The sequence below is a fragment of the Rhodococcus sp. Z13_19A genome, from assembly GCF_058133575.1.
The window spans coordinates 94737-113795 of record NZ_JBYUNN010000002.1 but is presented as its reverse complement, the minus strand read 5'-3'; the positions used below and the strand labels follow the sequence as shown (position 1 = coordinate 113795).

Below are 19059 nucleotides of genomic sequence, written 5' to 3'. Positions count from 1 at the left end.
CCACCCGGCTCACGACAGCATCCCGTTGGTGTCGGGCGCCCAGCGGCGCACCGCCCCAGCGGCCTGCTCGGCCAGCGCGGCCAGCAGCTGCTCGCCCTCCGCGGCGTGCGCGCCCGCCGGATCACCCAGCACCCCGTTGGCGCTCACCGCGCGCACCCCGCCGGCTCGCAGCGCGGGCATCAGGGTGGCCACCGGGGCGGTGGCTCCGGCGGCCGCGACGGCGGTGCGCACGTCGGCGGGGTGCAGCGCCAGCAGCAGGGAGGTCTCGGTGCGCCCGGCGTGGGCGTCGGGGACGTGGGCGGCGGAGGCGGGCACCGCGCAGGGCAGCCAGGCGACGTCGCGGGACTCCTGGCGCAGCAGCCGCACGGCCTGCACCAGCGCCTGGGCGTTGCCGCCGTGGCCGTTGACCAGCACCAGCCTGGGCGCCCACCGGCAGGCGGAGCGACCCAGCTCGACGAGCAGGGTGCGCAGCGCCTCGGTGCCGATGGAGATGGTGCCGGGGAAGCTCTCGTGCTCCCCGCTCGCCCCGTAGGGCACCGCGGGCGCGAGCACCGCGCCGGCGGTGGTGCGCACCAGCTCCCGGGCCACCGCACTGGCCACCCGAGCGTCGGTGTCCAGCGGCAGGTGCGGGCCGTGCTGCTCCACCGAGCCCACCGGCACCACCAGCAGCGCGTCGGCGGGCACCTCCGGCCAGGTGAGCCCGGCCAGGTCACCCGCGGTGCTGAACGTTGGCCCGGTCACGGTGCTCACGCTAGCTGGCGGGGTGCCCGGCACGGACTTCCGCTGGCCTCGCCGGTGGTGCTGGACTCGCTGCGCGCCCAGGCCGTCACCGAGGCCGCCGAGCAACGGCTACTGGCTCGCGGCGGCCTGGCCCGCGCGGCGGCCGAAGAAGCTGCCGTCGCCCAGGGAGATGCCGCTGGCGTAGCCGCCGGCGGAGAGCCCGGAGGTGCAGCGCCCCGCGGCGAACAGGCCGGGGATGGGCTCGCCGGAGACGTGCACCACCGCCGAGTCGACGGTGGTGCGCAGCCCGCCCAGGGTGAACCCGCCGGTCATGTTGCGCAGGTCGATGGCGGCCACCGGGGAGCCGATCGGCTTGAGCCACTCCGCCTTCTTGCCCAGCACCGGGTCGGTGCCGGTGGCCGCGTGGGTGTTGTAGACCTGCACCGTCGCCTGCAGCGAGCCCTCGGGCAGCCCCATCTCGCCCTCCAGCTCGGCCACCGTCTCGCACACCCACTTGGGCCGGTGGCGCAGCAGCTCGGTGGAGCTGGGCGTGGTCAGCGCCTCCTCGTAGGCGGCCTCGTCGATCACCAGGAACGCCTGGTTGCCGTTGTCCTGCAGGGTGGCCTGCCCGACGCGGCCGGGGTAGGTGTCCTCGGTGACGTAGCGCTGGCCGCGGGCGTTGACCAGGATGCCGCGGATGAACAGCTGCGGGTCGCAGAAGAAGGCGACCTCGGTGGCGTCCATGTGCGCCAGGTCCGCGCCCAGCGCCTGGGCCATCTGGATCGCCCGCCCGTCGTGCTCCTCGATGGAGGCGGCCGGCCGGCCCACCAGGCGCGGGGCGTAGGCCTGCACCATCTGCTCGTTGTAGGCGAAGCTGCCCATGGCCAGCACCACGCCCTTGCGGGCGCGCACGGCCACCTCCTCGCCGTACTGCTTGGCGATCAGCCCGACCACCCGGCCGTCGTCATCGACCACCAAGCTCTGCACGCGCATGTCGTAGGCGCTGCGCACGCCCAGCTCGGTGGCGAGGTCGGTGAGCGGCTTCATCAGCATGTAGCCACCGCCCTTCTCGCCGGTGCGCTTGTCGCTCATCTGCGGCACGTGCCCGCGGGGGGCGGGGGTGGCGATGGCGTTGAGCGGCGCGGCATTCTCCCCGCCGGTGTACTGCAGCCCGTCGTCGCCCGGCGGCTCCCAGCCCGGCTGGTCCCAGAAGGTCGGCTTGAACGGCACCCCGCACTGCACCAGCCAGTCGAAGTGGGCGACGCTGCCGGAGCAGTAGGCGTCCAGCTTGGCCTCGTCCACCCCCTCACCCATGGCGGCGGCCAGGAAGGCCTTCATGTTCTCCGGGCTGTCCTCGAACCCGCACGCCTGCTGCACCGAGGTGCCGCCGCCGAGGTAGATGAAGCCACCGGACAGCGACGCGGCCCCGCCCCAGCCGCTGGTGCGCTCCAGCACCAGGACGTCGGCCCCGGCCTGCGCGGCCCCCACCGCGGCACTGGCCCCGGCCACGCCGTACCCGGCGACCACCACGTCGGCCTCGTGGGCCCAGGTGGTCACGTCGCGGGCGAGCCGAGGGCGCACAGAGCTGTTGTCAGACATGGCCCGACTCTCTCGCCAGCACGGGCGACGGTGGCCACGGGTCCCGGTGAGCGGGATCACTCAGGCCGGTGCCGGATCCAGCGCCAGCCGCCGCCGGCTGGTGAACGTCCGGCGCACCCCGGTGGCCGGGTCGGTGAAGGACAGCTCGCGGGCCAGCAGCTGCAGCGGGGAGGAGTAGTCGTCCACCGGCACGTCGTGCACCACCGGGTAGAAGCTGTCGCCGACGATCGGGATGCCCAGCGAGCACAGGTGCACCCGCAGCTGGTGGGTGCGCCCGGTGGTGGGGCGCAGCCGGTACCGGGCCCGATCACCGTGCACCGCCACCAGCTCCACCCGGGTCTCGGCGTTGGCCGGGCCGGGCACCTGCTGGGCGGTGAGCACGCCGCGGCGCTTGACGATGCGGCTGTGCACGGTGCGGGGCAGCGCCAGCGCGGGGTCGTGCGTGGCCACCGCCTCGTAGGTCTTGCTCACCTCGCGGCGGTCGAACAACCCTTGGTAGGCCCCGCGCACCTCGCGCCGAGTGGTCAGCACCAGCACCCCGGCGGTGAGCCGGTCCAGGCGGTGCACCGGGCTCAGCTCCGGCAGGTCCAGCTCGCGCCGCAGCCGCACCAGCGCCGACTCCACCACGTGCACCCCACGCGGGGTGCTGGCCAGGAAGTGCGGCTTGTCCACCACCAGCAGGTTCTCGTCCCGGTGCAGCACCTCGATCTCGAAGGGCACCCGCACCTCGGTGGTGGGCGGGTCCCGGTAGAGGTAGACGAACCCACCGGGCTGCAGCGGCGACGTCGCGGTCACCGGGGTGCCGGCGGCGTCGAGCACCTCGGCCCCGGCCACCTTCTCCCGCAGCCGCACCGCGTCGTCGGGGAAGCGGTGCAGCAGGTAGTCGAGCACGGTGGCCCAGGCCCCGTCGTCGGGCAGGCGCAGCCGGGTGGGGTTGAGCCCGGCGCGCACCGGCAGCGGCGCGGTGGCGCGACCGCGGGCGCTGCGGCTCACGTCGGCCCGATGCCGAGCACGCCGGCCAGCAGGTCCACCAGCGCGGCGAAGAGGACCTCGGGCTGGGCGAAGGTGTCCTTGCCGTACTGGCCGAACACCTCGAAGCTGACCGCCCCGAACAGGGCGACCCAGACCAGCACGGTGGCGGTGAGCATCGCGTCGGACACGTCCACCTCCAGCTCGGCCCGGACGCGCTCGGCATCGGCGTGCAGCGACGGCTCGACCGGTCCCGCCGAGCTGGCGGGACGGCAGCCGGCGGCCTCCGCGTCCGCGGCCAGCTGCAGCAGCAGCGCGACCACCCGGGTGCCCGGCACGGTGGTCTGCTCGGCCGGTGCGTGGTAGCCGGGCACCGGGGTGCCGAACACCAGTCCGTACCGGCTCGGCTCGGCCAGCGCCCAGCCCCGGACGGCCCCGGCGAGCGCCCGCCAGCGGGCCTGGAGGTCGGTGCGCGGTGCGTCCGACTCGGCGCGGGTGACGGCCTCGCCCAGCTCGGCGTAGGCGTCCACCACCAGCAGGGTGAGCAGGTCGTCGCGGCTGGGCACGTAGCGGTAGACGGCTGAGGACACCACGCCCAGGTCGCGAGCGATCGCGCGCAGGCTCAGCCCGGCGGCACCGTGCTCGGCCAGGTGCTCGCGGCCCAGCCGGGTGATGTCGGCGATGGTCCGGGTGCGGGCCTGTTCTCGCGGGGTGGGCACGGCGGCCAGTCTGCCAGACCCGAGAGCACCGTCAACTTTCGAGAGCACTGCTCTTGACCATGAGGTCGACGCAGACCACACTCGAGGGAGTTCAGAGAGCACTGCTCTCTCACCCTGGAAGGGAGCGCCTCATGAGCGCACTGCACGTGATCACCGGCGCCGGCCCGGTCGGCCGCACCGTCGCCACCCAGCTGGCCCACGCCGGCCACCACGTCCGCCTGCTCACCCGCTCCGGCTCCGGTCCGCGGCACGAGAACATCGAGCGGCGCGCGGTGGACGTCCACGAGGAGTCGGCGCTGCGCGCGGCCGTCGACGGAGCCACCGCCGTGTACCACTGCGCGCACGCCGCCTACTCCGCCGCAGCGTGGGCCACCGCGCTGCCTGCGATGGAGCAGGCGGTGCTGCGCGCGGCGGCCGACAGCGTGGTGGTGTTCCCGGAGAGCCTGTACTCCTACTCCGAGCCCTCCCGGCCGATGACCGAGGACAGCCCGCGGGCGGCCACCGGCGGCAAGCGCGGCATGCGCACCGAGCTCCTGCGCGCCCGGCAGGCCTCCGCCACGCCGACGGTGAGCGTGGTGGCCTCGGACTTCTTCGGCCCGCACGTGCACACCGCGCACGCGGGCGACCGGATGGTCGGGGCGGTGCTGGCCGGTCGCACGGTCCGGGTGATGGGCAGCGCCGACCAGCCGCACTCCTTCACCTACGTGCCCGACTACGCCGGCGCCATGGTGGCCGCGGCGGCCCGGCCGCAGGTGTGGGGCTCGGTGCTGCACGCCCCGACCGGTCCCGCGCTCACCCAGCGCCAGCTGGTGCATGCCCTGGCTGAGGCCGCCGGCGTGCCCGCCACGGTCAGGACGTTGCCGTCGTGGGTGCTGCGAGCGGGCGCCCTGGTGCCGGGCAGCCTGCGCGAGCTGGCCGAGATGCTCTACCAGTTCGAGCAGCCGTTCGTGCTCGACTCCCGCCGCAGCGAGGAGCTGCTCGGGCTGGCACCCACCCCGCTGACGCAGGCGGTGCGCGAGACGGTGGCGTGGTGGCGCACCGAGCAGCCGAACGCCACGGGCCGGCGCTGAACCAGCGGCCGGCCGGTCAGGGAGCGCCGCTCTGCCCGGTGCCTCCGGGCACGGAGCTGCCCGTCCCGGTCGAGGTCAGCGGGGCCACGCCGCCGGTACCGGGCTCCCCCTCGGTGGGCGGCGGGGTGACGGTCTCGACGGGCGTGGTGGGGGCGGGCGGCGGTGGTGTCGTCTGCACCGGCGGGGTGGTCTGCACCGGTGGTGTCGTCTGCACCGGCGGCGGGGTGGTCTGCACCGGCGGCGGCGTGGTCTGCACCGGCGGCGGCGTCGTGCGCGGCGGCGTCGTGCGCGGCGGGACGGTCGGGGCCGGCGGCGGCTGGGTGGGCTGCGCAGGCACGGTCGGCCGACCAGGTCCGGTCTGGCTGGACGTCGGCGGACGCGACGGCGCCGGGGGGACGACCGCCGGAGGCTGGGGAGCGGCGGACGGCGGCTGCACACCGGGAAGCTGCGGCACGGGCGCCGGCGTGCCCGGCCGGGACCCGGAGGACGAGGGCGCCCCGGTCGAGCCTACGGGGGGCGCGGGCGGTCCGGCGGTGGGCTGCTCGGGGGCGAGGACGGGGTTCACCGGCGGCGAGGTGGTGGTCTCCGTGGGTTGTGCGCCGGGGGCCGGGGCGCCGGGGGCCGGACTGGTGGTACCGGCGGGCTCGAGGTTGGGCGAGAGCGCGATGCCGGAGCCGAAGAGCAGCACACCCACTGCCACCAGCACGCCCGGCGTGCCAGGGTTGGCCCGCAACCAGGTGAAGCGGCCGGGAATGAGCGCCGCCGCGCCGACGCAGACGACGACCAGCCCGAGCACGCAGATCACTACAGTCACACCAGACCCCCTTGGTGCTGGTCGTCCTGACGAGCCCGCCACCCGTTTCCCGAGTGTGCGCTGGCGCGAGGCGCGCACGCCACTGCTGGCCTGTGCGTCCCCCGCTCCCCCCGTCATCGCGCGACCGAGCCGCTCGGCCACAGATGACCGGGGATTGTCGGGGCAAACCGCACAACTGTTACCGGCATGTTCTGCGGGTAGAGCTGCGCTCACGCGCCGTCACAACGCGCACCGTCACAACGCCAGGGCCACCCGCTCACCCTCGAGCACCGCGGCGTGCAACCGGCGCGGGGTGAGGCAGTCACCCACCCGGTGCACCGGCAGCCCGGAGCCCGCCAGCGCGCGCCACAGCTCGTCCTCCGGCTCCTGGTGCACCGCGCACACCACCCAGTCGACGACGCACACGGACTCCGCACCGGTGGGGTGGTGCAGCAGGGTGACCGCGAGCCGGCCGTCCCGCTCGGCGACCCCCCGCGGCACCAGGTCGGTGCGCTGGTCGATGCCGGCGGCGTGCGCGCGGCGCTGCCAGCCCTCGGTGTCCAGGGTGAGCCCGAGGTCCTGCGCCACCACCATGGCGCTGGTGCTCACCGTCACCGCGCAGCCGCGGGCCGCCAGCACCTCGGCCGCCGAGGTCGCCTGGTGAAAGCCCAGCTCGTCGTGCACCAGCACGGTGCCGGTGGGCCGCACCCGCCCCGCGAGCACGTCGCGCACGTGCACCACCCGGGGGCAGTCCCCCGCCCACGCCGGGCGCACCGGGCGGGCTCCGGTGGCCAGCACCACCACGTCAGGCGCCTCGGCGATCAGCTGCGCGGCGCTCACCGGCGAACCGGTGTGCACCTGCACCCCTCGCCGCGCGCACTCCGCGGCGAGGTCGGCGGTCACCGCGCCCAGCTGGGCCCGGCCCGGGGCGCTCGCCGCCAGCAGCACCTGGCCGCCGAGGCGGTCGGCGCGCTCGTGCAGCGTCACCCGGTGGCCGCGCTCGGCTGCGGTGGCCGCGGTCCGCAGACCACCCGGCCCACCCCCGACCACCACCACGCGGCGGGCTCGGCGCACCGGCGCGGGCAGCGGGACCGACTCCCGGCCCGCGTGCGGGTTGACCACGCAGCCCAGCCACCGGTTGAGCCCCACCCGGCCCACGCACTCCTGGTTGCAGGACAGGCAGCTGCGGATCTCCGCAGCCCGCCCGGTGCGGGCCTTGGTGGCGAAGTCCGGGTCGGCCACCTGCGCCCGGACCACGCCCACCAGGTCGCAGACCCCGTCGGCCAGCGCCTGCTCGGCCTGCTCGGGGCGGGTGAACCGGCCGACCCCGATCACCGGCAGGGCAACGGCGGCCTTGATGGCCCGCGCCACGGGGTGGGCGTGGTCGGCGGGGGTGCGCATGCTCGAGGTGATCAGGTGCTGGGTGGCGGTGGCCACCCCCAGGGTGGTGTTCAGGTAGTCCACCGACCCGGACGCCTCCACCAGCCGCGCCACCGCGACGGCGTCGGCCAGCGTCACGCCGTGCTCGATGCCGTCGTGCCCGCTCAGCCGCACCCCCAGCGCCTTGTCCGGGCCGAGCACCTCGCGCACCGCGTCGACCACCTCCAGCAACAACCGGGCCCGCGCGGGCAGGTCACCGCCGTAGCCGTCGGTGCGGGTGTTGGTGGCCGGGGCCAGGAAGCAGCGCAGCAGCGAGGACTGGCTGGCCTGCAGCTCCACCCCGTCGAAGCCGCCGGCCACGCAGCGGGCGGCTACGTCGGCGTAGCCGGCCACGAGCGCGGCGATCTGCCGGTGGGTCAGCGCGGTGGGCACCTCGCGGAACAGCGGGTCGGGCACCGGGCTGGGGGCGAGCACCGGGGTGCGGGTGTACAGCGACGACGCCTGGCCGCCGTTGTGGTTGAGCTGGGCCAGCACCGGCACCCCGTGGGCGTGCACCGCGTCGGTGATCAGCCGGTACCCGGGCAGCACCGCCGGGTCGTGGCCGCGGATCAGCTTCTCGTAGGCCCCGTCGGAGGGGTGCACCGAGTGCTCCTCGGTGATCACCAGCCCGGCGCCACCGGCAGCACGGGCGGCGTAGTACGCGGCGTGCTGGGCGGTGGGCAGCCCGTCCACGGCGGCGTTGGTGAGGTGCGCGGTGAACACCACCCGGTTGGCCAGCGCCAGTGGCCCTACCCGCAGCGGGGTGAACAGCCTCATGCCGCGACCACCGCCTGCGCGGCCCGGCGGCCCTCTCGCACGGCCTCGGCCACGGTGCGCGGCGCCACGCAGTCGCCCACCCGCACCGCGCCGGGCACGTCCAGGGTGTGGTCGGGCAGCCGGTGCCCGCAGTCCACCACCGCAGCGCACGCCACCTCACGGCGCTGCCCGGTGTAGCGGTTCTCCAGCACCGCCACCCCGCCACCGGCCAAGCGCAGCAGGGTGCTCAGCTCACGGCGCACCCAGGCCTGCTGCAGCCGGGTGTTGGCGGCGGCGAGGTCGCCGGTGCGGCCCAGCTGGGCACCCACCACCGGGTCCGCGGTCACCACCGCCACCGGACGGCCGGCGGCGGCGAGGTGCTCGGCCACCGCCACGCCCACCGGCCCGCCCACCGGGTCGTGCACCAGCACCGGCCCGGCCACGGGCGCCCCCGCGAGCACCTCGGCGGCGGTGAACCACGGTGCGTCGCCGGCCACCCGCCGCGGGGCGGGCACGCTGCCGGTGGCCAGCACCACCGGCGCCCCGACCAGCTCCCCCGGCCCCACCTCGCAGCCGGTCACCAGCTCCACCCCGAGCCGGCGGCACTGCTGCTCCAGCCAGTCCACCAGCGGGGCGAAGCCCACGGCCACCCGGGCGAGACCCCCGAGCTGCGGTGCGCGCTCCAGCAGCCGCACCTGCACGCCGCCGTCGGCGAGCACCCGTGCGGCCTCCAGCCCGGCCGGGCCACCGCCCACCACCACGGCGTTGCGGGCCCTGGTCGCCCTTGTCGGGTCCGAGAACGGGCGACGAGGGACCTGAACGCCGGAGAGGGGGGCAGCCACCGGGTCGCCCACGCAGCTCACCACCGGGTTGCGCGGGTCCCGCACCCGGCACTCCTGGTTGCACAGCACGCACGGCCGCGGCGCCCCGCCCGCCCGCAGCGTGGCCACCAGCTCGGCGTCGGCGATCAGCGCCCGGGTCATCTCCACCGCGTCGCACACCCCGTCGGCCAGCGCGGCTTCGGCCATCACCGGGTCCACCACGCTGCCCTGCAGCACCACCGGCGCCACGCTCACCGCCCGCACCGCCGCGCACAGCTCCCGGTTGAACCCGGGCGTGGTGTGCCGGTCGGGCCGGTAGGCGTCCACGGAGTACGGGCCGCCGCGCACCACCACCAGCAGGTCCACCAGCGGCGACAGCTCCGCCACCTGCTCCAGCGCCTCCTCCGGGGTGATCCCGCCCCACGGGGCCAGCTCGTCGCAGCTCAGCCGCAGGCCCAGCACCCGGCCCGGCCCCAGCTCGTCGCGCACGGCCGCCAGCACCTGCCGGGTGAGCAGCAACCGGTCGTCGCCGTAGGTGTCGTCGCGCAGGTTGGTCAGCCCGGAGTGCGCCTGCCGCAGCAGGCTGATCGCACCGGCGTCGACCTCCACCCCGTCCACGTCGGACTGCACGGCCAGCGCGGCGGCGGCCCGGAAGCCCGCCACCACCGCATCCAGCTCGGCCTGCTCCATCGCCATGGGCAGCTCGCGGGAGACCACGTCGGCCACCCGGGACGGCGCCCAGAGCACGGTCTGGCTGTGGGCGCTGCAACCCTGCGCCCCGGCGTGGCCCAGCCCGGCCAGCACCAGGGTTCCGTGCGGTCGGCAGGCGGCGACCACGTCGGCCCAGCCCGGTCCGCACTCGGCGGCCAGCGGGGCCCGCTCGTAGGGCCAGTCGCCCGGGTGCACCGACGCGGTCTCGGTGACCACCACGCCGGCGCCGCCCGCGGCGCGCCGGGCGTAGTGGGCGACGTGCGCGGGCGAGAGCGCCCGGCCCGCGCCCAGGTTGGTCTCGTGCGGGCCGAAGAGCACCCGCGAGGACGCCGTCCGGCCCGCCAGCGTGACGGGCCGGAGCAGCCGTCCGGCCATCAGCTCCGGGTGGCGGCGGGCTCGTGCGCGCCGAGGTCCCGGACGAAGCCCGGCGGCACGTAGACGTCGTCACGGGTGAGGTCGTGGATGGAGGAGCGGCCCACGCCCAGCACGGCGGAGTCGATGCCGCCGCGCAGGATGTCCAGCACGTTCTCCACCCCGGCCTGCCCGTTGGCCGCGAGGCCCCACAGGTAGGCGCGGCCGATCATCACCGCGCGCGCCCCCAGGGCCACGGCCTTGACCACGTCGCTGCCGCGGCGGATGCCACCGTCGAGCACCACCTCGATGTCCTCGCCGACGGCGTCCACGATGGGCGCCAGCGCCCGGATGGGCGCCGGGGTGCCGTCCAGGTTGTTGCCCCCGTGGTTGGACACGGAGATGGCGGTGACGCCGGCCTGCACGGCCCGCTTGGCGTCGTCCACCCGCATCACACCCTTGAGCATGAACGGTCCGCCCCACTGCTCGCGCAGCCAGGCCACGTCCTCCCAGGTGGGCAGCGGGGTGTTCATCCACTCGCCGTAGGCGCCGAAGAAGGTGGGCGCCTCGCCGCCGGGCGGCGTGAGGTTGGGGGTGGTCAGGTCGGGGACCCGGCCGGTCTTGGCGAACTCGTAGAGCCACTTCGGGCGGGTGATGCCCTCCGGGGCGAAGCGGGCCATCGCCTTGAGGTCCATCTTCTCCGGGATGGTGGGGCTGCCCCAGTCGCGTCCGTTGGAGAACGACCAGTCCAGGGTCATGATGAGCCCGACGGCGCCGGCCGCGCGGGCCCGCTCCATCCGCTGCACCAGCACCTCGCGGCTGCCCACCCAGTACATCTGGAAGAACGTCTGCGGGTTGACCGCGGCGACCTCCTCGACGGACTTGCTGGCGAAGGACGACAGGCCGACCGCGACGCCGCGGTTGGCGGCGGCCCGGGCCACGGCCACCTCACCCTCGGGGTGCACCGCCTGCACCCCGGTCGGCGAGATGAGCACCGGCATGGAGATGGGCTGGCCCATGACCGTGGTGGCCAGCTCGCGCGAGCCCGACAGCCCGGCCACCCGGGGGGCGAAGCCGAGCTCAGCGAACGCCGCGGTGTTGTCCTCGACGGTGATGCCCTTCTCGGAGCCGGCGACCAGCGCGCCGTAGACCGACCTGGGCAGCCGCTTCTTGGCGCGGCGCTGCGCCTCGGCGACGGTCTCGAACCATGCGTTCTTGCTCATTCAGCTCATCCCTGCCAGTGGGTTCTCGTTGCAGAAGCTCACCGGTGGCTTGACCATCAGCGTGAGCGGGACAGGCTTGGGCGCCTGGCCTCGTACGGGTCCGGAGTGCGAGTGGTCGCCGGTGGGCTTGGGGACGTCGCCGGCCACGTCGGCCAGCGCCACCTCGCCGTAGCCCTGCACGCACTCCGGGTCCGGCCCGTCCAGCGGCAGGCCGGTGAAGAACTTGGCCGCCATGCAGCCGCCGCGGCAGGCGTCGAAGTGCTGGCACTTGCTGCACGCGCCGCCGGTCTGCGGGGAGCGCAGGTCGGTGAACAGCTCCGAGCGCTGCCACACCTCCTGGAAGCCACCGGGGTTGAGCAGGTTGCCAGCCAGGAAGGCGTCGTGGATGGCGAACGGGCAGGCGTAGACGTCGCCGATCGGGTCGATCAGGCAGACCACGCGCCCGGCGCCGCACAGGTTGAGCCCGGGCAGGGCGTCACCGAAGGCGGCCAGGTGGAAGAAGGAGTCGCCGGTGAGCACGCCCTCGCCGTTGCGCACCAGCCAGTCGTAGAGCTCGCGCTGCTGGGCCATGGTGGGGTGCAGCTCGTTCCACACGTCCGCGCCGCGGCCGGCCGGTCGCAGGCGGGTGATGCGCAGGGTGGCGCCGTAGCGGTCGGCCAGCGCCTTGAACTCGTCCAGCTGGCCGACGTTCTGCCGGGTGACCACGACGGAGATCTTGGCGTCGGCGAAGCCGGCGTCGGCCAGGTGCTGCAGCGCGCGGCAGGCCATGTCGAACGAGCCCGTGCCACGCACGGCGTCGTTGACCTCGGCGGTGGCCCCGTCCAGGGAGATCTGCACGTCCACGTAGTCGCTGGCGGCCAGGCGCTCGGCGACGGCGCGGTCGATGCGCACGCCGTTGGTGGAGAACTTCACGCCCACCTGGTGCGCGGTGGCGTAGTCCACCAGCTCCCAGAAGTCCGAGCGCACGGTGGGCTCGCCACCGCCGATGTTCACGTAGAACACCTGCATGCGCTGCAGCTCGTCGATGACGGCCTTGCACTGCTCGGTGCTGAGCTCGCGCGGGTCGCGCTTGCCCGAGGAGGACAGGCAGTGCACGCACGCCAGGTTGCAGGCGTAGGTGAGCTCCCAGGTGAGGCAGATGGGTGCGTCGAGGCCGAGCTCGAACTGGTCGATCAACCGTCCCACCTTGGGCGGTGCCGTGGTGGTGGGGGGCTCGAGCACGGCAGCTGGATCCAGCACTGCGGTCATGCGGCATCTCTCCTGATGATCATCGTGGACTCGACGAGCGTGGCCAGGGCGGCGGCGTAGGACGGCAGTGCCGCCTCGCCGACCCCGGCGGCCAGGCAGGCCGACCGCGCGTCGGGGTGGTTGGCCAGCGACTGCACGATGCCGACCACGGTGTGGTTCTTCAGGAAGGACAGCCGCCGCGTGCCGAAGTGGTACAGCAGCGCGCCGAAGGGCTCCGGGCGGACGGCCACCTTGGGGTGCACCTGCCAGGCACCGTCCAGCACGGCGGTCTGCTGCTCGGCCTCGAGCACAGGCATGCTCAGTACACGCCGCACATGCCGTCGATGGAGACCTCCTCGACGAGGGTCTCCTCGACCATCGGCTCGTCGGTGGACTGGGGGGCGGTCTGCTCGGCCATGGGACTCTCCAGAGTGTTGGCGGGATCACCGTTGCGGTGTGACAGGCACCATAATGGCACTCAGTGCCGAAGGAAAGCCAGGAGGTACCTGGACCAGCACGGAAGGCAGGTGGACACCGCTGTGGAAGGTCCCGTGCGCGTCGACGACCTGGCCGCCCGCGCCGGACGCCGCCCCTCCACCACCCGGGCGTCCATCAGCCGGATCGCACTACCCCTGTTCGCGCGCAACGGGTTTGACGAGACCAGCGTGGACGAGATCGCCGAGGCGGCGCACATCTCCCGGCGCACGCTGTTCCGCTACTTCGCCTCCAAGAACGACATTCCCTGGGGCGACTTCGACGCCGAGCTGGCCCGCATGCGGGCCTTCCTGGTCGCGCTGCCCCCGGGCACCCCACTGGCCGAGGAGCTGGGCGGGGCGCTGGTGGACTTCAACACCTTCCCCGCCGTGGAGGCCCCCTGGCACCGGCAGCGCATGCGGCTGGTGTTCGGCGTCCCGGCGCTGCAGGCGCACTCCGCCCTGATGTACGCCGGCTGGCGACAGGTGGTGGCCGAGCACGTCGCCCGCCGGCTGGGCGTGGCCGACGACGACCACCTGGCTCGCTCGGTGGCGTGGATGTTCCTGGGCGTGGCCATCGCCGCCTACGAGCAGTGGCTGGACGACGAGACGCTGGAGCTGGTCGACCTGCTGCGGGAGGGCGCGTCGGTGCTCGCCGCCGGCCTGCGCACGTTGACGCCTCCGTCCTGACAGGATCGCCGCATGAGAGCCCCCCGCACGAGAGCCGCCCGAGTGCTGACCAACGCCCTGCCCGCGGCCGCCCTGGTCCGCGCGACCCGGTTGCTGCGCAACCCCGAGCACCGTCGGGTGGCGCTGCTCGCCGGTGGGCTCGGCGGGTCGTCGGTGGTGCACGCGGTGCGCCCGCAGGTGTTCGAGCCGATCATCCCGCCGGGCATCGGCGACGCCCGGCGCTGGGTGTACGTCAGCGGCGTTGCCGAGGCGGCGTGCGCGGCGCTGCTGCTCGTCCCTGCCACTCGACGCCTGGGCGGCTGGGTGAGCGCCGCGGTGCTGGTCGGCGTCTTCCCCGCCAACGTGTACTCGGTGAAGGTGGTGTCCCGGTCCAAGCCGCTGCAGGCCGTGGCCCTGGCTCGCCTGCCCCTGCAGGTCCCCATGATCACTGCCGCGCTGCGCGTCGCCAAGGGCTGAGCCGCCACCGGCGGTGGTGGCGCCCGGCGCGGTGTGCCCAGAATCACTTTTTTGCATCCGCCGCAACATTGCCCTGGCGGACAGGTGAATACACGCTTGGTCGACTGCTGCCGCGCTCACGCTGGCGGAGCGGGTCCTGACCATCGGACGCGCCGGGAGAGGGCGCCGTCGTGCCCAGCACTGCCCCGCCTCACCCCTGGAGTCCTGATGGCGAACTACCTCTACCGGCTGGGAAAGCTGGCCTACCGGCGCAAGGGCCGCGTCATCGGGGCGTGGGTGTTCCTGCTGGTGCTGCTCGGTGTGACCGCCTCCACGCTGTCCGGACCGACGGTGGACACCTTCTCCATCCCCGGCACCCCGGCCACGGAGGCCCAGGAGCTGCTCAAGGAGCGCTTTCCCTCGGCCGGCGCCGACGACCTGATCAACACCCCCACCGAGCGGTTCATCTTCGCCGCGCCGGCGGGCCAGACGCTGAGCTCCCCGCAGAACCAGGCGGCGATGGACAAGGTCGTCGCCGATCTCAAGACGATCTCCCAGGCCAAGAGTCCGGACACCCTGGTCAACCCGGTGGTGGCCGCCGCTGCGCTGGTGAAGGCCGCCGAGGGGGCGGGCAAGTCGCCGGAGGACGCCGCGGCGCTGTCGCCGCTGAGCCCGGACGGCACGGTCGGCTACCTCTCCATGAGCTTCACCGGCGCGATCACCGACATCACCCCGGAGACCCGCGACCAGCTGAAGGCCGCCGCCGAGCTCGGCCGCAGCGAGGGGCTGACGGTGGAGATGACCGGCACCGCCGCCGCGGAGCAGGCCGGCGGCCAGGCCGCCGAGCTGATCGGCCTGGCCGTGGCCGCCGTGGTCCTCACCATCACCTTCGGCTCGCTGGTGGCGGCCGGGCTGCCGCTGCTGATGGCCATCATCGGCATCGCGGTGGGCAGCCTGGCCATCACCACCGCCAGCGGCTTCTTCGACCTCAACTCCGCCACCCCGACGCTGGCCATCATGATCGGGCTGGCGGTGGCGGTCGACTACTCGCTGTTCATCCTCTCGCGCTACCGCAACGAGGTGGGCAAGGTCAGCGACCGCGAGGAGGCGGCCGGGCGCGCGGTGGGCACCGCAGGGTCTGCGGTGGTGTTCGCCGGACTCACCGTGATCATCGCCCTGGTGGCGCTGCGGGTGGTGAACATCCCGTTCATGGCCACCATGGGCTACGCCGCCGCGTTCACCGTGGCCATCGCCGTGGTGCTCGCCCTCACCCTGCTGCCGGCCATCCTCGGCCTGCTCGGCGAGAAGGCCTTCGCCGGCCGGATCAAGGGCATCACCGACCACGACGCCGAGGAGAACAAGGACCTGGTCACCAACGGCCTGCGCTGGGCGCGGCTGGTCCGCCGCGTCCCGGTGCTCACCCTGGTGGCCGGCGTGGTGCTGCTGGGCGTGCTGGCCATCCCCGCCGCCAACCTCGAGCTGGCCCTGCCCAACGACTCCACCGCCGACCCCGACACCACCGAGCGCAAGGCCAGCGACCTGGTCACCGGCGCGTTCGGAGCCGGCGTGAACGGCCCGTTGATCGTGGTGGTGGACGCCTCCCAGGCCACCGTGCCCAAGGCCGAGGCCTTCGCCCGGGTGGTCGCCACCATCAAGGCCCAGGGCGACGTGGCCAACGCCCAGGTGCTGGCGGTCAACCCGGCCGGCGACACCGCGCAGCTGACGGTGATCCCCTCCAGCTCACCCAGCAGCACCGCCACCCACGACCTGGTCAGCCACATCCGCGACGCCGAGGGCGAGCTCAACCGCACCACGGGAGTGAGCATCGGGGTCACCGGCCAGACCGCCATCGAGGGCGACGTCTCCGAGCGGCTGTCCAGCTCGCTGGTGCCCTACCTGGCCGTGGTGATCGGGCTGGCGTTCCTGCTGCTGATGCTGGTGTTCCGCTCGATCCTGGTGCCGCTGACGGCGACGCTCGGCTTCCTGCTCAGCGTGCTGGCCACGTTCGGGGCCACCGTGGCGATCTTCCAGGAGGGCGCCCTCGGGCTGATCGCCAACCCGCAGCCGATCGTCAGCATGATGCCGATCTTCCTGATCGGCGTGGTGTTCGGCCTGGCCATGGACTACCAGGTGTTCCTGGTGACGCGGATGCGCGAGGAGTACGTGCACGGCGCGACGCCCAAGGACGCCGTCACCTCAGGGTTCCACCACGGTGCTCGGGTGGTCACCGCCGCCGCGATCATCATGATGTCGGTGTTCGGCTCGTTCATGCTGGGCGACAACGCCTTCATCAAGTCGATCGGGTTCGCCCTCGCCGCTGCCGTGCTGTTCGACGCCTTCGTGGTGCGGATGGTGATCATCCCGGCGGTGATGACTCTGCTCGGCTCGGCCGCGTGGTGGCTGCCGAGGTGGCTGGACCGGATCCTGCCCAACGTGGACGTGGAGGGCGAGCAGATCCTCAAGCAGCTCGACGCCAGGGACACCCGCCAGCACAGCGACCCCGAGGAGCCGGTCGCGGTGTCCTGACCGGCCGCGTAGCGTCTTCTCCCAGCCATTCGTCGCCCTGGCCGCGAGGGATGCGCAGCGCTGGGGGGTGGCGCTGCACCAAGCCAGGGTCGCGGGTGGTGCTAGCTCTTCTCGGCGTACATCAGCCGCAGCATCCGAGCCAGCGCCTGCGTGGCTGCCGACGCCGGCGCCACTCCCTCGGCGATGTCGAAGAACGCCACCCCGTCCACCACGGCCAGGGTGAGCCGGGCGGTCGCTGGGTCGGCGGGCAGCCCACCCTTGGCCAGCACCACGCTCACCAGCCGCAGCAGCTCGGCGTTGTAGTCGTGCACCAGCGGACGCATGCGCGGGTGCCGACCGGCCTCCAGGTAGCGCTCGTACATGGCCATCACCCCCGTCGGAGTGGCCGAGGACGCCTCCGCCGGGCGGGCGGTGGCGATCTCCAGCACGGCGGCGGCCAGGGCGTCGGGCGTCTCCAGGCGCTCGGGCAACCGACCGACCAGCTCGTGGGTGGCAATGGTCCAGCGCTGGATCACTGCGGCGAGCGCCTCGTGCTTGAGGTCCTCGAGGTCCGGGAAGTAGTGGGTGGCCGCGGACACCGGCAGGTCGGCTCGTCGGGCGGCGGAGCGGTGGCTGATCGCGGTGATCCCGCGCTCCAGCAGCAGCCCGGCGGCGGCGTGGACCAGCGCAGCCGTGCGGTGCTGACCTCGGGTGGAGCGCGCGGGGGCGGACATGGGCGAACCGTCGCACGCCGTCGGCGCGCTGGTCAACGGTGAGTGATGCGATCGGCCGGGATCACGCCAGCTCGGCGGTGAGCGCCGGCCAGACCTCCGGGTCGTGGCCGGGCACCAGGCGGTAGCCGGTGCGCCGGGCGATCTCCTTCAGCCGCAGGATCGGGCCCAGGGTGTCCTCGGCCGGCACGTGCACCGTGCCGCCGACGGGCCGCTCCTCGTCCAGGTTGACCTGCAGGTCGGCGGCGTCGAAGGCGAACACGTAGCCGCTGCCGTCCTCGAGGTCCACCACGAAGCTCTGGTGTCCGGGGGTGTGCCCGGCGGTGAGCACCGCCGACACCCCGGGCACGATCTCGGCGTCGCCCTGCGCGCGCACCCACTGCAGCCCCGGGTTGTCGAAGTCCGCCCGGAAGATGCCGTATTCCACGGCGTCGTCGGCGCTGAGGCCGTAGGTCAGCTCCGCGTCCTGCACGTGCACCGGGACGTCGCTCCCGGCGAAGTGGTGCAGCCCGCCGCAGTGGTCGTTGTGCAGGTGCGACACCGCCACCACCGCGATGTCGGCCACGGTGAGGCCGTGCCGGGCCAGGCCCTGCTCCAGCGGGGCGTCCTCGCCCGGCGGCAGCGACGGCTGGATGGAGGACTCCCGCGGGTGGTACCGCTCGCGCAGCACCGGGTTGGTGAGCAGCTCGGTGTTGAAGCCGGTGTCCAGCAGCACCCAGCCGTCGGTGGTGTCCAGCAGGACGGCGGGCACGGGCTCGCGGATGCGCTCACCCGCCGGTGCGCCGAGCAGCGAGTAGGCCAGCGGCAGGTCCTCGTAGCCCAGCGTCAGCGGGACCACCTTGCGCACGCTCATCGGGTGATCCTGGGGTCGGCGGCCGCCTGCAGCAAGTCGACGACGGAGTTGACCACCACGTAGATGGCTCCGAGGACCAGCGTCACCCCGGCGATGGCCGGGAAGTCCGCGCGGGGGATGGCCTGCACCACGTACAGCCCGATGCCCGGCCAGGCGAACACCGACTCCAGCACCACCACGCCGGCGAACATCAGCCCCACCTGCACGCCGGCCATGGACAGCGCCGGGCCCGCCGAGTTGCGCAGCCCGTGGCGCAGCAGCACCTGCACCTCGCGCAGGCCCTTGGCCCGGGCGGTGCGCGCGTGGTCGCCCTGCAAGTTGGTCAGCAGCGAGCTGCGCAGCGTGCGGGCGATCGCCACTGCCGGGCCCAGCGCCAGGCAGACGGCCGGCATCACCAGGTGGCGGATCGCGTCGCTGAGGACGTCCATCCGCCCGTGCACCAGCGAGTCGACGACGAGCAGCCCGGTGGGCCCGTCGGGGGCGTCGTAGAAGGACGACCTGCCGGTGGCGGGCAGCCAACCGAGGGTGCGGTAGAAGAGCAGGATCCCCAGCACCGCCAGCAGGAACACCGGTGCCGAGGCCCCGGCGACCAGCCCGACCCTGAGCACCCCTGCGCCGCGCCAGCGCGAGGCGGCGGCGATGCCCAGCCCGGTGCCCAGCACCACCGCCAGGACCAGCGCCGCCAGGATCAGCTCCACGGTGGCGGGCAGGTAGGTGGCCAGGTCGGCGGAGACCGGCTGGCGGGTGCGCAGCGAGTCCTGGAAGTCGCCGTGCAGCAGGCCGCCGACGTAGTCGACGTACTGCACCACCAGCGGACGGTCCAGCCCGAGCCGAGCGGTCTCGGCATCCACCAGCTGCTGGGACGCGTTGGCCCCCAGCTTGGCCCGGACGCTGTCGATGGGGGTGTTCTTCTGCAGCAGGAAGACCACCGCGGTGAGGAACAGCAGCACCGCGACGGCGCCAGCCACTCTCGTGAGCACGAAGCGCAGCACGT

18 protein-coding genes are annotated in these 19059 nt (G+C 74.0%); 4 read left to right on the top strand and 14 right to left on the bottom strand.

Annotated features, from left to right (window positions below; translation table 11 throughout):
* Nucleotides 1-9: 9 nt before the first annotated feature.
* From mftE to AC3YNX_RS07220, 4 genes are all read right to left on the bottom strand, one after another.
* Nucleotides 10-741, bottom strand: coding sequence for a mycofactocin biosynthesis peptidyl-dipeptidase MftE (gene mftE, locus AC3YNX_RS07235; protein ID WP_489995044.1), 732 nt, complete (start codon nt 739-741; stop codon nt 10-12).
* 108 nt (nt 742-849) lie between these two features.
* Nucleotides 850-2319, bottom strand: a complete 1470-nt coding sequence (locus tag AC3YNX_RS07230; protein WP_489995043.1) for an FAD-dependent oxidoreductase — start codon at nt 2317-2319, stop codon at nt 850-852.
* Nucleotides 2320-2379: 60 nt separating this feature from the next.
* Entirely contained in the window at nt 2380-3312 is a 933-nt protein-coding gene (locus AC3YNX_RS07225) for a pseudouridine synthase (RefSeq protein ID WP_489995042.1), read from the bottom strand.
* On the bottom strand, nt 3309-4007 hold the full coding sequence (locus tag AC3YNX_RS07220) for a TetR/AcrR family transcriptional regulator (RefSeq protein ID WP_127781986.1): 699 nt from the start codon (nt 4005-4007) through the stop codon (nt 3309-3311). The genes AC3YNX_RS07225 and AC3YNX_RS07220 overlap by 4 nt, the downstream gene beginning before the upstream one ends.
* Before the next feature lie 131 nt (nt 4008-4138).
* On the opposite strand from AC3YNX_RS07220, the gene AC3YNX_RS07215 reads away from it, so the two are divergent.
* Nucleotides 4139-5077 carry an NAD-dependent epimerase/dehydratase family protein gene (locus AC3YNX_RS07215; protein WP_489995041.1) on the top strand — a complete coding sequence of 313 codons (939 nt, stop codon included), beginning with the start codon at nt 4139-4141 and terminating at the stop codon, nt 5075-5077.
* A 16-nt stretch (nt 5078-5093) separates the two neighbouring features.
* Here the strand turns inward: AC3YNX_RS07215 and AC3YNX_RS07210 are convergent, their stop codons facing one another.
* The 7 genes from AC3YNX_RS07210 to mftA all read right to left on the bottom strand — a co-directional run bounded on the left by AC3YNX_RS07210 (nt 5094) and on the right by mftA (nt 12796).
* Nucleotides 5094-5891: a hypothetical protein gene (locus AC3YNX_RS07210; RefSeq protein ID WP_489995040.1), complete on the bottom strand. Its 798-nt coding sequence runs from the start codon at nt 5889-5891 to the stop codon at nt 5094-5096.
* A 234-nt stretch (nt 5892-6125) separates the two neighbouring features.
* Nucleotides 6126-8066, bottom strand: coding sequence for a mycofactocin system FadH/OYE family oxidoreductase 2 (locus AC3YNX_RS07205; RefSeq protein ID WP_489995039.1), 1941 nt, complete (start codon nt 8064-8066; stop codon nt 6126-6128).
* Nucleotides 8063-9952, bottom strand: coding sequence for a mycofactocin system FadH/OYE family oxidoreductase 1 (locus AC3YNX_RS07200; protein ID WP_489995038.1), 1890 nt, complete (start codon nt 9950-9952; stop codon nt 8063-8065). Before AC3YNX_RS07200 ends, AC3YNX_RS07205 begins: the two co-directional genes overlap by 4 nt.
* A complete protein-coding gene (mftD, locus tag AC3YNX_RS07195; RefSeq protein WP_127781981.1) occupies nt 9952-11151 on the bottom strand; it encodes a pre-mycofactocin synthase MftD in 1200 nt (399 codons plus the stop codon). The genes AC3YNX_RS07200 and mftD overlap by 1 nt, the downstream gene beginning before the upstream one ends.
* Complete coding sequence (mftC, locus tag AC3YNX_RS07190) at nt 11152-12399, bottom strand: mycofactocin radical SAM maturase (protein ID WP_489995037.1); 1248 nt, start codon at nt 12397-12399, stop codon at nt 11152-11154.
* Nucleotides 12396-12695 carry a mycofactocin biosynthesis chaperone MftB gene (gene mftB, locus AC3YNX_RS07185; protein WP_127781979.1) on the bottom strand — a complete coding sequence of 100 codons (300 nt, stop codon included), beginning with the start codon at nt 12693-12695 and terminating at the stop codon, nt 12396-12398. Before mftB ends, mftC begins: the two co-directional genes overlap by 4 nt.
* A 2-nt stretch (nt 12696-12697) precedes the next feature.
* The gene (gene mftA / locus AC3YNX_RS07180; protein ID WP_127781978.1) at nt 12698-12796 is read right to left on the bottom strand and encodes a mycofactocin precursor MftA; all 99 of its coding nucleotides are present in this window, start codon (nt 12794-12796) and stop codon (nt 12698-12700) included.
* A gap of 133 nt (nt 12797-12929) precedes the next feature.
* Here mftA and mftR point away from each other — a divergent pair, with 133 nt between their 5' ends.
* The 3 genes from mftR to AC3YNX_RS07165 all read left to right on the top strand — a co-directional run bounded on the left by mftR (nt 12930) and on the right by AC3YNX_RS07165 (nt 16502).
* A complete protein-coding gene (mftR, locus tag AC3YNX_RS07175; RefSeq protein WP_489995036.1) occupies nt 12930-13541 on the top strand; it encodes a mycofactocin system transcriptional regulator MftR in 612 nt (203 codons plus the stop codon).
* A gap of 12 nt (nt 13542-13553) precedes the next feature.
* The gene (locus AC3YNX_RS07170) at nt 13554-13997 is read left to right on the top strand and encodes a DoxX family protein (RefSeq protein ID WP_489995035.1); all 444 of its coding nucleotides are present in this window, start codon (nt 13554-13556) and stop codon (nt 13995-13997) included.
* A gap of 207 nt (nt 13998-14204) precedes the next feature.
* Nucleotides 14205-16502, top strand: a complete 2298-nt coding sequence (locus AC3YNX_RS07165) for an MMPL family transporter (RefSeq protein WP_489995034.1) — start codon at nt 14205-14207, stop codon at nt 16500-16502.
* 101 nt (nt 16503-16603) lie between these two features.
* Here AC3YNX_RS07165 and AC3YNX_RS07160 read toward each other — a convergent pair whose 3' ends face one another.
* From AC3YNX_RS07160 to AC3YNX_RS07150, 3 genes are all read right to left on the bottom strand, one after another.
* The gene (locus AC3YNX_RS07160; protein ID WP_127781975.1) at nt 16604-17215 is read right to left on the bottom strand and encodes a TetR/AcrR family transcriptional regulator; all 612 of its coding nucleotides are present in this window, start codon (nt 17213-17215) and stop codon (nt 16604-16606) included.
* Nucleotides 17216-17276: 61 nt separating this feature from the next.
* Nucleotides 17277-18065, bottom strand: coding sequence for an N-acyl homoserine lactonase family protein (locus tag AC3YNX_RS07155; RefSeq protein ID WP_127781974.1), 789 nt, complete (start codon nt 18063-18065; stop codon nt 17277-17279).
* Nucleotides 18062-19057 carry an ABC transporter permease gene (locus tag AC3YNX_RS07150; protein WP_127781973.1) on the bottom strand — a complete coding sequence of 332 codons (996 nt, stop codon included), beginning with the start codon at nt 19055-19057 and terminating at the stop codon, nt 18062-18064. The genes AC3YNX_RS07155 and AC3YNX_RS07150 overlap by 4 nt, the downstream gene beginning before the upstream one ends.
* Between the last annotated feature and the right edge of the window lie 2 nt (nt 19058-19059).